This is a genomic window from Cupriavidus sp. 21MJTG02-4, assembly GCF_057798975.1.
On sequence record NZ_JBYOJP010000009.1, the window covers coordinates 145,763 to 159,036 of the forward strand.

The window sequence follows — 13,274 nt, forward strand, 5'->3', positions numbered from 1 at the left end:
TTCACGGTGTGAAACCGGCGCGGAAACCTGCGACGTTCGCTGCGCCAGCCGCTATGTTTCAACCTGTCAGGGCTGCTTTCGCGGCCACGGCGACGGGCCGGCGCCCCCATTCCTTCTTGCCGGCCACGACACAAGAACCGAGAGACAGGAGACACCATGCCGAGATGGATCGCATGGATCGTGACGGCGCTGCTGCCGGCACTTTCATTGGCGCTGCCTGCCACGGCGCGCGCCACCACCACCCTGGTCGTCAGTGCCTTTCTGCCACCCCAGCACATCTTCAATGTCGCGGTGATGAAGCCGTGGGCGCAGGACGTGGAGCGGGTGACCGAAGGCCGGGTCAGGATCGTCTACCCGCCGACCAGCGTCGGATCCCCGCAGCAGCAATGGGACGTGGTCCGCAAGCGTATCGTCGACGGCGCCTACATCTTCAACGGCCTGATCCAGAACCGCGTCACCCTGCCCCAGCTTGCGCACCTGCCGCTCGGCTCGACCACAGCGGCCGGCATGTCGGTGGCCCTGTGGCGCACACATGAGAAGTTCTTCAGCCAGGCCGGCGAGTATCGCGACGTACACCTGCTGGCATTGGTGGTGTTTCCGGCGGGCGAACTCTACAGCCTCAAGCAGCCCATTACCTCGCGCCAGGGCATGCAGGGCATCAAGCTGTGGGCGCTGCCCGGGGTGGCGGCCAACCTGATGGACCACGCCGGTGCCGGTGTCGTGGCCACGCCGGCAGCGAAGATGAGCGAGCTGGTGGCGGGCGGCACGGTCGATGGCTTCGCCGGAATTCCCGACATGGACGCCACCCGCTTCAACGTGGCGCGCTATGCGCGGTCCGAAACGATCATCCCCGGCGGCATCACCGCCCCGAGCTTTTCCTTCTTCGTCAACAAGGCGGCGTGGGATTCGATCTCCGAAGCTGACCGCAAGGCGATCAGCGCCTTGTCGGGAGAAGTGTTCGCGCGGCGCATGCGCGTCATTGACCAGGCGAACGCCCAGGCACGTGCCGACGCCGTCGCCGGCGGACTGAAGCTTGTCACGCCACCTTCCGCATTCCTGGCCGAGCTGACCGAGCTCGCCAGGCCGATGGAGGCGCAGTGGCTCGCCGCCGCGGCCCGCCGCGACGTGGATGGCGAGGGTGCCCTTCGTTTCTATCGAGAGCAGGCGCTCAAGGAGGCCCAATGAAACTCCATGACTCCGCCGCGACCGCGACAGTCGCGGAAATGGGCTCGGCTGGCTCGGCGCCTCAGCTCGGCTGGGCAGCCCGCTGGCTGCAGCGCGCGCTGGGTGGCATCGTGGCCCTGGCGCTGTGCTTCATCATGATGCTGACGTTCGGCGACGTCTTCATGCGCTACTGGCTTGCCGCGCCGATCCGAGGCGCCGCCGAGATGGTGCGCTTCGCGATGGCCATCCTGATCTTCTCCGCGTTCCCCCTGGTCACGCTGAGCCGCCAGCACATCACCGTGAACATCCTGCAGGACAAGCTTGGCGAGCTGGCCACATGGCTGCAGCAGGCATTCGTCCTGCTGGTGAGCATCACGGCGGTGGCGATCATGTCGCTCCAACTGGCCGCCGACGGCGCGGACCTCGCCGAGAACCAGATCACCACCACCGTGCTCGAATGGCCGCTCTCGCCGCTGAGCTATTTCATGAGCGCACTGTCGGCGGTCACGCTGCTGGTCCTGCTCCTGCTGGCCCTGCAACATCTTCGGTCGTTTCCGCGTCACCGGGAGGCATCATGACGCTCGCACTGCTAGGCTTTCTCACCGTCCTGCTGTTCGCCTTCGCGGGTGTGCCGCTCGGCTTCTCCATGCTGAGCGTGGGGGTCGGGTTCTTCGCCCTGATACGTGGCCTCGAACCGGCACTGGCGATGGCTGGCATGACCATCGCCGACCTTGCGGCCAACGAGAACCTGTCGGTCCTGCCGATGTTCATCCTGATGGGCACCTTCATCTACAAGGCCGATCTGGCCGAAGAACTGTACGACGCGGCCAATGCGTGGATCGGCCACCTGCGTGGTGGCCTGGCGCACGCGACGGTCCTTGCGTGCGCGGGCTTCGCCTCCATGTCGGGCAGCTCGATCGCCACGGCCGCCACGATGACGAAGGTGGCAATGCCGCCGATGCGCCGGCACCGCTACGCGGACAGCCTGGCCGCGGGATGCGTCAGTTCCGGCGGCACGCTCGGCGCGCTGATCCCCCCGAGCTTTCCTCTGCTGATCTACGGCGTATTGACCGACCAGGATATCGGCAAGCTCTTCATCGCGGGGATCGGGCCTGGCCTGCTGCTCGGCACGCTCTTCCTGCTGTCGATCTGGTGGACGGTCCGGCGCGATCCGAGCAAGGGGCCGCCCGGAGACCGCGCGTCGTGGTCCACGCGCTTTCGCAAAGCGGGCAAGATCTGGGGCGTCCTGGTGCTGTTCCTGCTGGTGGTCGGAGGCCTGTACAGCGGCATCTTCACGGCAACCGAGGCCTCCAGCATCGGTGCAACGGGCGCGCTGGTGTTCGCCGGTATCCGCCGCAAGCTGACCTTCGCCACGCTGCTCGAATCCCTGGTGGAAGCCGGCAAGACCACGGCCATGATCTTCTCGATCGCGTTTGGCGGCATGGTCTTCGCCAACTTCATCACGCTTTCCGGATTGACGGGAACACTGGTCGACTGGATCCAGTCGATGCACCTGCCGCTGCTCGGCGTGATCGTGGTGATCACCGGCATCTACATCGTCCTCGGCTCGCTGATGGAGGCACTGGCCATGATGCTGCTGACCATCCCCGTGTTCGCCGCGATCGTGCAGCCGCTCGGCGCGAACATGATCTGGTTCGGGATCTATGTGGCGATGATGATGGAGATTGGCATGATCCATCCGCCGGTCGGCATGAATATCTTCATGGTCAGGACCATGCTTCCGGAGCTGTCGATCAGCACCATCTTCCGGGGAACCATCCCTTTCCTGGCCGCTAATGTGATTGCGCTGGTGCTCGTCATCCTCGTGCCCGGCATCGCTCTCGGGTTAGTGGGATTGATGCGTTAATCATCGCCGGAGCAAAGCCGCGCATCCTGTAATCCGGCGTTGCGGCAAGGCGATCGACGTCTGATGTCGCGACAAGGAGCGCCGCGGCCACTTTCTCCGTGTCAGCTTCCTGCGACTCGGGATCGAAGGGCGATAACGGGTCGGCCACGGCCCAACGCGGACCTGGCGGGATGGGCCGACAACTGGCTTTCCCGGTGGCCGGTGCTATCTTGTAGTATCGACGCCCCCGCCACTCACGGCATCGATCTTCCCACCCGCCGTGCTCAATGGGCCGCTGAGCCAGAGCCAGTTCGAGTGCCTGAGGCAAACGTCTGGCCGCGGCGCAGCCAACGATAAATGAGGAAGGTGAATCATGAAGATGCTACTCACAGTCGAATTCCCTCATGAGCCCTTCAACTCCCTCGTCAGAAGCGGGAAGGTGGGCGAGATCATCGGGCGTATCCTGGAAGCGATCAAACCGGAAGCGGTGTTCTTTACCGAGCAAGAGGGAATGCGCTGCGGTGTCTTCGTGATCAACGTCGAAAACCCATCCGACGTTCCTGCTTTTGCGGAGCCTTTCTTTCTCAACTTCCAGGCCAACTGCAAGTTCCGCATTGTGATGAGCCCGGAGGATCTGCAAAAGGCTGGTCTGGAAGCGCTAGGGAAAAAGTGGGCGTAATCAGCGATTAGCCATTTGCCGCTATAGCCCACTTTGCGACAGGGGCAGGTCCATGGAGCACACCCACATCCTTACCACCATTCCACGATTGGCGCTTCTGGGCCTCCTGCTTCAATCGGGCCTTGCATTGGGCCAAGCGTCACTGGATCAGCAACTGGCCGGCGCATGGACCTATGTCTCGGTCGACACGGTCCGCCCCGACGGGAGCCGCACGCCAATGTACGGGCCCAACCCCCAGGGTCTTGTGATCTTTGACGGCCATGGCCACTACGCGCTGGTGAATTCACGCAGCGACTTGCCCAAGTATGGCTCCAACGATCGAATGAAAGGCAGTGCGGAGGAGTATCGCGCCATGGGACAAGGTTCCATCGCCCACTTTGGCACGTACGTCATCAACGAAGCTGACAAGACCATCACCTTTCACATCGATGCGAGCACATTCCCGAACTGGAATGGGGTCGAGCAGCGCAGGCCCTTTGTTCTTTCGGGAGATCAACTCAGGTGGACCACGCCTGCCGCCTCCGGAGGCGGCTCCGGAGAGGTCGTGCTAAAGCGAGCCAAATAAACCTGGCATCTGCAGATGAGACAACCCGAAGACGCACCCCTCGCATTCCAGGCGGCCTGGATGCCAGGGTCTGTGACACGAGGCGTGAGCGCCATTTGTGCAACCGGGACGGCTGGGTAACCCACTGTTACCCGCCGATTTCGTCACACCTTCCGGACGAACTCCGACTTCAGGCTCATTGCGCCAAAGCCATCGATCTTGCAATCGATATCGTGGTCGCCGTCGACCAGCCGGATACCCTTTACCTTGGTGCCCATCTTGATCACACCGGCCGATCCCTTCAGCTTGAGATCCTTGATGACCGTGACGGTATCGCCATCCTGCAAGACATTGCCCGCTGAATCGCGATAAACCCTGACTTCCGCTTCGGTTGCCGTCGCTGCCTGCGCCGACCATTCATGCGCGCATTCCGGGCATATATACAGACTGCCGTCCTCATAAGTGAACTCGGAATGGCATTTCGGGCAGGCGGGCAACGCGCTCATGGGTAATTCGTATGGTCGTGGCGAAAGCCGGGAGTATACCGCCCTGCCCGACCGGGATCGCCCGGCACTATCAGGTCGAGCGGAGACCCGGCTCATCGCCCTGCAACTCAAACCTCCAGTTCTTCCAGCACCTGCCCCTTGGTCTCGATGCCAAGGAAGTGCACGGTAATCGCCGCCAGGAACGGCACCGCGGCCAGCGCAAGGAAGGCACTGCTGAGATCGCCGCTGCCGATGGTGCCGGCGATGAGCGAGGGCGCGAAGATGGCTGCCAGCTTCAGCCACGCACCGCCAAGCCCGCAGCCCATGGCGCGCACGCTGGTCGGGTACAGCTCCGGCGTATAGACGTACGCCGTGATGAAGCCGCAAGCGAGAAAGCCCATCGAGAACGCACAGAGGGTTGCCACGACATAGACCGACGAAGCATGGAATACACCGGCCAGCACCAGCGACAACGCGCACAGCAGGAACGAGACGTTGATCACAGGCTTGCGGCCAACCTTGTCGACAATCATCGCGCACACCAGCGAGCCGACCACACCCAGTACCGAAGCCCCCGCAGCAAGGTTCAACGCGAGTTGCAGCGGCGCGTGGTACACGGTCTTGTAGATGGTGGGCAGCCAGGTCGACAGCCCATACTGGATGAACCCGCAAGTTGCCCACAGCATCCACACCGCCAGCGTGCGGCCGATATAGGCCTTGCTGACCAGGTCGCGAACACGGCGGCGCGGATGGTGCGCCATGTTGTCAAAGGCACTGGTATCACCGGGCGGCGGCAGCGGTGTACGGGCACGCGCTTCGAACGCGCGCAGCGCGCTGTCGGCTTCGGCCATGCGGCCCTTCTCCGCCAGCCAGCGCGGCGATTCGGGAATCACGCGGCGCAGGATGAAGAACAGCACCAGCGGCACGCCGCCCAGGAAGTACATCACCTCCCATCCGTAATGCGGCACCAGCCAGGCGCCCACGCCGTTGGACACCATCAGGCCGATCGGGAACACCACCTCGTAGAGCAGCACGAAGCGGCCGCGGCCATGCGCGCGCGTGACTTCGTTGATGTAGGTGGCTGCCACGGGCAGTTCGCCGCCAAGGCCCAGCCCTTGTACGATGCGCAGCAACGCGAAGATCTCGAACGATGGCGCGAAGCCGCACGCAATGCTCATCAGGCCGATGATGCCTGCGCTCCAGCCGATCGAGCGCAACCGGCCGAAGCGTTCCGCCAGCGCGGGGAACACCAGCGCGCCGACGAGCTGGCCCACCGACGGCGCCGCGATCAGGAAGCCGATCTGGCCCGGCGTGAGCGACCACTTGGCGATCAGCAGCGGCAGCGTGGCGGCGATGGCGATGACATCGAAGCCGTCGAAGAACGTCGCCAGGCCGATCAGCAAACGCGCGCGGATATGCATGGCATTGCCCGGCATGCGCTCGATACGGGCGATGATGTTGCCTCGTGTGATCCCGCCTGTGTCGCCCACAGCGCTGGCGCTGCGGCTGTCGGCGATGCCGGCGGCCCCTTCGGCCGCGGTCACGATACTGGCGCTGGCCGCCATCTGCGCGCCGGGGGACGCGGTGTCTTGTCTCTGTATCAACACGGTGCTTCTCTTCTAATGCTTTCGGGGGCAGTCAGCCCTCGCGCCACGGCACGAAGGGCTTCGTTTGCGCTCGCAGGCGCACGGTGAAGCGCCAGCGAGACCCGCAGGCCCCGCCGTCGGATGCGGACCTACAGGTCCAGCACCAGCCGGCTGCCCTTGCAGCCGGACACGCAGACCATCATGGTCTTGTTGGACGCGCGCTCGCTGCTGCTGAGCACGCTGTCGCGGTGGTCGGGACAGCCTTCCAGCACGGCGGTCTCGCAAGACCCGCACACGCCTTCGCGGCAGCTGTGCTCGACATCGAGGCCGGCATCGAGCAGGGCATCGAGCAGCGACTTGCCCGACGGCACCTTGACCAGCGAACCCGTGCGCGACAGCTGGACCACGTATTCGCCTTCCTGCACCGCCTCGGTCGACGGATCGGCGGCAAAGCGCTCGATATGGACGTTCGGATAGCCATGCGCCTCGCACGCGGCTTCGAACGCATTGAGCATCGGGCCAGGGCCGCAGCAGTACAGATGCGTCTGCGCATCCTGCCCGGCCAGCATCGTCTTCAGGTCCGGCGGCGCGCCCGCTTCATCGTCGAAGTGGAAACGCACGGCGTCGCCATAGGCCGAAAGCGATTCGATGAAGGCCGCCTCGGCACGCGTGCGCGCGCAGTACACCAGCGTGAACGGACGGCCCAGTTCAGCCAGCCGGCGCGCCATGCAGACGATCGGCGTGACGCCGATGCCGCCGGCCACCAGCACCGTATGCGCGGCGCTTTCATCGAGTTCGAAGTTGTTGCGCGGCGCGCCGATGGTCAGCGTCGCGCCCACGCGCAGCTGCTCGTGCACAAAGCGCGAACCGCCGCGGCTGTTGCGATCGAGCAGCACGCCTACGGTGTAGCGGTCACGCACTTCCGGCGCGCCGCACAGCGAGTAGCTGCGCACCAGGCCATTGCCGAGGTGCAGGTCGATATGGGCGCCCGGACCGTATTCGGGCAACGCGGCCCCGTCGGGATCTTGCAGCTCGAGGCTGACAATGCCGCGCGCTTCGTAGCGCATGGCCTGGACTCGCATCGTCAGGGTCTTGTGGGCACTCATGTCTCTTCCTTCGTTTGCTCTAACGTTCGCGTTCAGCGCTTCTCGGTCAGGAACTTGCCTGCCGGGCCGCCAGCGTTCTTCTGGCGGCGCGTGTTGCCGTCGATGCCGCCTTCGATCGCCCACTCGGCAAACATGGTCGGTCCCGGCTCGAACGCGCGCGGCTCCCAGTGTTCGTCGAGCTGGTCTTCATCGGCGTAGTACTCGATCAGGCCGCCGGCCGGATTCTTGAAGTACCAGAAGTAGGCCGACGAGATTGGGTGGCGGCCCGGGCCGAGCTGCGTGTCCCAGCCCTTGCGCGACATATGCATGCCGCCGCCGAAGACTTCGTGCAGGTCTCGCACGGTGAACGCCACGTGGTTGATGCCGGCCTTCGGCTCCGGCAGTTGCAGCAGGAACAGGTCGTGGTGGCCGCCCTCGGCCGCGCAGCGCAGGAAGGCGCCGCGGTCGGGGTAGCGGTCGGACGGCACGAAGCCGAACTTCTCGACGTAGAAGCGCTCGGTGGCCTTCACGTCCTTCACGAAGAACACGACGTGGCCCACTTCGATGGGGATGGCGCGTTCGTAGATCGGGCTGCGCTGGTTCAGGCGCGGCTTGTCGTTCCACGTGTTCATCAGCGCGCATTCGACCTGCACGTCATGCTTGCGCGTGACCTGGAAGCGCACGGCCAGGCCGTTCGGATCGGTACAGCCGATGCGTGCGCCGTTATCCAGCGAAACGAAGGTCGGCTCGTTGCCGATGCGGTCGCGGATGCCGGCCAGCGAGGCTTCGTTATCCACGCCCCACACCACTTCGCGCAGCGTCGGGCCGGCCTCGATGGCAGGCGGCAGCGTGGCGTCGTCGATGCGGCGCACCAGTACGCGGCAGCCGTTGAGCGTTTCGAAATCCAGGCCCTGCGCGTCGTCGCGCTTGATGGTCAGGCCCCAGTCGCCGAAAAAGCCGCGGCACGCGTCAAAGTCATCCGCACCGTAGACGATCTCGTCGATTCCCAATACCTTGATCATGGTTCTCTCCTGCGTGCCGGGCTCAGTTGGCCCACGGCAGCGGTTGTTCGTTCAGGCCCCAGTACACACTCTTCTGCTCCATGTACTGCAGGATGCCCAGCCTTCCCTTCTCGCGCCCGAGGCCGCTGTCGCGCCAGCCGCCGAACGGCGCGGAGATGGAAAACTGCTTGTAGGTGTTGATCCACACATTGCCGGCTTGCACGGCACGTGCCACGCGCCAGGCGCGCTTGTAGTCGCGCGTCCAGATGCCGGCCGCCAGTGCGTAGACGCTGTCGTTGGCCTGCTCGATCAGGTCGTCCTCGTCATCGAACGGAATCGCCACCAGCACCGGCCCGAAGATTTCTTCCTGGGCGATGCGGGCCTGGTTGTCCAGGCCTTCGATGATGGTCGGCGTATAGAAGTAGCCATTGGGCAGTCCGGCCACCTCCGGGCGCAGGCCGCCAGTGCGAAGCTGGCCGCCGTCCTGCACGCCCATGGCGACATAGGATTCGATCGAATCACGGTGGCGGTCGGTGATCAGCGGACCCATCTGGGTGCGTTCATCGGCCGGGTCGCCCACGCGCAGATGCGCGGCGCCGGCAGCCAGGCGCTCGATGAAGGGCTCGTACTGCGAGCGCGCCACGAACAGGCGCGAACCGGCGATGCACGATTCGCCCGACGAGCTGAAGATGCCGTACAGCACACCGTTCACCGCGTGGTCCAGGTCGGCGTCGTCGAACACCATGGTCGGCGACTTGCCGCCCAGTTCCAGCGACACCGGCATCATCTTGTCGGCCGCGATATGCGCGATGTGCTTGCCGGTGGTGGTGCCGCCCGTGAACGACACGCGGCGCACCAGCGGATGCTTGGTGATGGCGTCACCGATGACCGAACCCTTGCCGGGCAGCACGCTGATCAGGCCCCTGGGCACGCCGGCTTCCTCGCAGATGCGAGCAAGTTCCAGCGCCATCAGCGGCGTCACTTCGGCGGGCTTGACCACCACGGCGTTGCCGGCAGCCAGTGCCGGCGCCATCTTCTGCGCTTCGCTGGCGATCGGCGAATTCCACGGCGTGATGGCGGCCACCACGCCCATGGGCTCGTACACGCTCATGGTCAGGCATTCGCCTCGCTGGGGGGTGATGGTCTCTTCCAGCGTTTCGCAAGCGGCGGCGAAGAACTGGAAGGTGCTGGCGGCGCTGGCGACGAGGGCGCGCGTTTCGCTGATGGGCTTGCCGTTGTCCAGGCGCTGGCGCTGCGCGAGCGGCTCGGATTGCGCACGGATCAGCTCGGCCACGCGGTACAGCACGGCGGCACGCTCGTGCGGCTTGCGCTTCGCCCAGCCGCTGGTCTCGAACGCGCGCTGCGCGCCCTGCACCGCTTCTTCGACATCCGCCAGGCTGGCGGCGTTGAGTTCGGCCACCACTTCACCGGTGGCCGGATAGCGCGTCGCGTAGCGGTCGCCGGTCCCCAGGCGCCATTCGCCTGCGATACAGATGGGGAGTACTTCTTGCGTCTTCATTGTCGTTGCCTGCTTGGTCTGTGGGGGCCGGCTGGTGCTGGTCAGATCGATACCGCGTGCGCCCGGTTGCCCAGCGCGCGCACCACGCTGAACACCGTCAGCGCCGAAGTCTTTGGATTGGCCGCGAGCGGCTTGCCGCGCATGGTCAGCTCGAAGCCGCCGAAGGCGCCGCGCGCTTCGATGTGATGCACGTTCTCCACCGCATCCGGGTCGGCCAGCAGCCGCACCGAGGTGCGGTCCAGCCCGAGGCCGGCCAGTGACACCGTCGCCGCCACGTTGGCGTTCTTCGGGTACAGGCGGGCCGCGTCGCGCGCGGTGCCTTCGAAGATCACCGTGGTCTCCGTCAGCGCATCAAGATCGAACAGCTCGGCGGCCGGCGTGCCGGTCCAGGCGCGCGCAGGCTTGCGGCCGGTGTAGACAACCTCGTCCAGGCCACCCACGCGTGCCGCGGCCAGCGCGTCGATCGCGCCGATCGCACCGGACAGCAGCTGCACCTGCGTGTTGCCTCGGCGCGCGGCAGCTTCCAGCCGCTCGACCAGCCCCGGCTCCGACAGCGCGCCGACCGACACCACCATGCACGGGATGCCACGCTCCAGCGCCGGGATGATGTGCTCTTCCAGCGCCTGGTGGCCCGCGCACTCGACCAGCAGGTCGGGGCGCTGCTCACCGTCGGCCAGCCGCGTCGCCACGCGGACGTTGGGCGCCAGCGCCGACAGCGCGTCGCGGGCTTCGGCCATCTGGCCTTCCGGCACGATCACCACGTCGAACGCAACATCCGGATCCGCCTTCAGCAGTTCCAGCACGCCGCGGCCGATCGCGCCGCATCCCACCATGGACACATGCAGCATGGACATCTCCCTTCAGGCGGTCGTGGCCGGCGCGGCGATCGGCGCCTGCTTGTTCACCGGCGGGCCGGCGAACACGGTCTTGAAGCTGCCGATCGACAGCATGTCGATCTCCAGCATGAACGGACCTGCCTCGGCCGTCGCTTCCTGCAGCGCGGCGCCAACTTCGTCCAGGCTGCTCACGCGGCGATGGCGCAGCGACAGCGACTGGCACAGCTGCGCATAGTCGGGCGTATGCAGGTCGACATAGTGGCGGCGGCCGCCGTACTGCGCGTCCTGGATATTCTTGATCACGCCATAGCCCTTGTCGTTCATCAGCACGATGACCATGTCGGCGCGCTCTTGCACCGCCGTGGCCAGCTCGCCGAGGTTCAGGATGAAGCCGCCATCGCCAGCCAGCGTGAAGGTCTTCTTGCCCGAAGCGGTTGCGGCTGCACCCACCGCTGCGCCGATACCCATCGCCAGACCCTGGCCGATGCCGCCGCCCAGCGCATGCACGCCGGCACGCGAGTCGAAAATCTGCAGGTGACGGTTGCCCCAGGTGCTGTTCGACACGGTCACGTCGCGCACCCAGTTGAAGTTGCGGCCCACGGCCTGCTGCAGCGCCTGCACCAGGGCCGAGTACGGGCCCAGACCGTCGATCAGCGCGTTCACCGCGGTGTCGTGGGCGCGGCGCAGGTCACCGGCGAAGGCCGGATCGATCTGCATGCGGCCCTCCAGGCGATCGGCCAGGGCGTCCAGCGCGAGCGCGGAGTCGCCGCTGACAAAGTAGTCGCTCTGGTAGCAGCGGCCTTCGGAGGCCGGATCGGCATCGATGCGCAGCAGCGGACGCGGCAGCTTCAGTTCGTACTTCAGCGTTTCATTGCCGCGCAGGCGCGAGCCGACCACCAGCATCGCGTCGCAGCTTTGATAGAACTGCTCCACCGGCTTGTGCAGGTTGTACGCGCCGAGCGAACGCGGATCGTCTTCCGCGACGATGCCGCGGCCTTGCGTGCTGGTGACCACGCCGAAGCCCAGGTCGAGCAGGCGCTTGACCTGCTTGCTGGCGTGGCGTGCGCCACCGCCCAGCCACAGCATCGGGCGCCTGGCCTTGGCCAGGCGCTCGGCCAGTGCGTCGAGCGCGTGCGCCGAGGGCTGGTGTTGCGGCACCGGCAGCGGCTTGAGGTCGGCCGGCATGTCGATCAGCGCGGCCTGGATGTCGATGGGGATCTCCACGCTGACCGGGCCGGTCGGCGCCGTCAGCGCGGTCTGCACGGCCAGCTTGATGGTGCTGATCGCGGTGTCGGCGCTGCGCACGCGGAAGGCGGCCTTCGACACGGCCTTCAGCATGGTGAGCTGGTCCGGTGCCTCGTGGATGTACGCAAGGCTCTGGTCCAGGTACGGCGTTTCGATCTGGCCGGTGATGTGCAGCATCGGCGTGCCAGCGGTCAGGGCTTCGACCATGGCGCCCGCGGCGTTGCCGGCGGCGGTGCCGGTACTGGTCAGGCACACGCCCAGGCCACCCGTGGTGCGGGCGCAGGCGTCGGCCATATTGGTGCCGCCCGCTTCGCCGCGTGCCGGCACGAAGCGGATGTTGCCGCGCTCGCCCATGGCGTCGAGGATCGGCATGTTGTGGATCGAGATCACGCCAAAGGCAGCCTTGACGCCGCACTGTTCGAGGAACGCCGTGATGGCGCAGCCCACGGTGACTTGCTGTTGTTCGTACTGGTGTTGATTAGGCATGACGGGAGTGTCCTCCGGAGATATCGATATGGCTGCCCGTGGTGTACGAAGACAACGGCGAGGCAAGGAACAGGATGGCGCGGGCTGCCTCGACGGGCAGGCCCAGGCGGCCGAGGGGAATATGTTTCTGCTGGGCCAGGCGCGCGGTCCACGCGGCCCAGTCCAGGTGCTTGTCTTCTTCGGGGCGCGCATCGAAGCGGCGGCGCCACTGGCCGGATTCAACCAGCCCGATCAGGATGCCGTTGACGCGCACGCCCTTGGGCGCGAATTCGGTGGCCATCGAGCGCACCAGGTTCAGCACGCCGGCACGCGCGGCCGACGTGGCGACCATGTGCGGCTCGGGCTGCTGCGCGAGCAGCGAGTTGACGCAGACCACGGCGCCCTGCCCCGATTGTTCGAGCTGTGGCAGGAACGCGCGGGTCGGGTGAATCACGGAGAAGAACTTGAGCTGCAGTTCTTCCATCCACGCCGCATCTTCCGTGTTCGCGAAGGTCGAGACGCGGCCCTGGCCGGCGTTGTTGACCAGCATGTCGGCGTTGCCGAGCGTGCTTTGCACGTTGGCGGCAAACGCTGCGACCTGTTCGGGCTTGAGCACGTCGCAGGTGGCGGCAAAGAGCCGGCAGCCGGGGAACGTCTCGCGCAGCTTCGCTTCGGCGCTGCGCAGGCGAGCTTCGTCGCGGCCGCACATGGCCACCGCGGCGCCCGCTTCGAGCAGCAGTTCGACGGTCGCCAGCCCGATGCCGGAGGACCCGCCTGTGACAACGGCAACCTTGCCGTCGAGTTCAATCATGGACATTG

At 65.8% G+C, this 13,274-nt stretch carries 13 protein-coding genes; 5 read left to right on the forward strand and 8 right to left on the reverse strand.

What is annotated here, in order from left to right:
- Nucleotides 1–156: 156 nt before the first annotated feature.
- The 5 genes from dctP (at nt 157) to AC3FKH_RS19255 (ending at nt 4,254) form a co-directional block, all read left to right on the forward strand.
- Nucleotides 157–1,185, forward strand: a complete 1,029-nt coding sequence (dctP, locus tag AC3FKH_RS19235) for a TRAP transporter substrate-binding protein DctP (RefSeq protein WP_488677424.1) — start codon at nt 157–159, stop codon at nt 1,183–1,185.
- Nucleotides 1,182–1,742: a TRAP transporter small permease gene (locus tag AC3FKH_RS19240; RefSeq protein WP_488677425.1), complete on the forward strand. Its 561-nt coding sequence runs from the start codon at nt 1,182–1,184 to the stop codon at nt 1,740–1,742. Before dctP ends, AC3FKH_RS19240 begins: the two co-directional genes overlap by 4 nt.
- On the forward strand, nt 1,739–3,031 hold the full coding sequence (locus tag AC3FKH_RS19245; RefSeq protein ID WP_488677426.1) for a TRAP transporter large permease: 1,293 nt from the start codon (nt 1,739–1,741) through the stop codon (nt 3,029–3,031). Before AC3FKH_RS19240 ends, AC3FKH_RS19245 begins: the two co-directional genes overlap by 4 nt.
- A gap of 352 nt (nt 3,032–3,383) precedes the next feature.
- Nucleotides 3,384–3,689, forward strand: coding sequence for a panthothenate synthetase (locus tag AC3FKH_RS19250; RefSeq protein WP_488677427.1), 306 nt, complete (start codon nt 3,384–3,386; stop codon nt 3,687–3,689).
- A gap of 52 nt (nt 3,690–3,741) precedes the next feature.
- Nucleotides 3,742–4,254 carry a lipocalin-like domain-containing protein gene (locus AC3FKH_RS19255; RefSeq protein WP_488677428.1) on the forward strand — a complete coding sequence of 171 codons (513 nt, stop codon included), beginning with the start codon at nt 3,742–3,744 and terminating at the stop codon, nt 4,252–4,254.
- 143 nt (nt 4,255–4,397) lie between these two features.
- Here the strand turns inward: AC3FKH_RS19255 and AC3FKH_RS19260 are convergent, their stop codons facing one another.
- The 8 genes from AC3FKH_RS19260 to AC3FKH_RS19295 all read right to left on the reverse strand — a co-directional run bounded on the left by AC3FKH_RS19260 (nt 4,398) and on the right by AC3FKH_RS19295 (nt 13,272).
- On the reverse strand, nt 4,398–4,739 hold the full coding sequence (locus tag AC3FKH_RS19260) for a zinc ribbon domain-containing protein YjdM (protein ID WP_488677429.1): 342 nt from the start codon (nt 4,737–4,739) through the stop codon (nt 4,398–4,400).
- A 107-nt stretch (nt 4,740–4,846) separates the two neighbouring features.
- Nucleotides 4,847–6,283, reverse strand: a complete 1,437-nt coding sequence (locus AC3FKH_RS19265; RefSeq protein ID WP_488677518.1) for an MFS transporter — start codon at nt 6,281–6,283, stop codon at nt 4,847–4,849.
- A 170-nt stretch (nt 6,284–6,453) separates the two neighbouring features.
- Nucleotides 6,454–7,410 (reverse strand): PDR/VanB family oxidoreductase, encoded by a 957-nt coding sequence (locus AC3FKH_RS19270; protein ID WP_488677430.1) that lies wholly within the window; start codon nt 7,408–7,410, stop codon nt 6,454–6,456.
- A 32-nt stretch (nt 7,411–7,442) separates the two neighbouring features.
- On the reverse strand, nt 7,443–8,411 hold the full coding sequence (locus AC3FKH_RS19275) for a VOC family protein (RefSeq protein ID WP_488677431.1): 969 nt from the start codon (nt 8,409–8,411) through the stop codon (nt 7,443–7,445).
- Nucleotides 8,412–8,433: 22 nt separating this feature from the next.
- A complete protein-coding gene (locus tag AC3FKH_RS19280) occupies nt 8,434–9,909 on the reverse strand; it encodes an aldehyde dehydrogenase (protein ID WP_488677432.1) in 1,476 nt (491 codons plus the stop codon).
- Between the two features lie 41 nt (nt 9,910–9,950).
- On the reverse strand, nt 9,951–10,757 hold the full coding sequence (locus tag AC3FKH_RS19285; RefSeq protein ID WP_488677433.1) for an aspartate dehydrogenase: 807 nt from the start codon (nt 10,755–10,757) through the stop codon (nt 9,951–9,953).
- A gap of 12 nt (nt 10,758–10,769) precedes the next feature.
- Nucleotides 10,770–12,476 carry a thiamine pyrophosphate-binding protein gene (locus AC3FKH_RS19290; protein WP_488677434.1) on the reverse strand — a complete coding sequence of 569 codons (1,707 nt, stop codon included), beginning with the start codon at nt 12,474–12,476 and terminating at the stop codon, nt 10,770–10,772.
- Nucleotides 12,469–13,272, reverse strand: a complete 804-nt coding sequence (locus AC3FKH_RS19295) for an SDR family oxidoreductase (protein WP_488677435.1) — start codon at nt 13,270–13,272, stop codon at nt 12,469–12,471. The genes AC3FKH_RS19290 and AC3FKH_RS19295 overlap by 8 nt, the downstream gene beginning before the upstream one ends.
- Nucleotides 13,273–13,274: the final 2 nt, after the last annotated feature.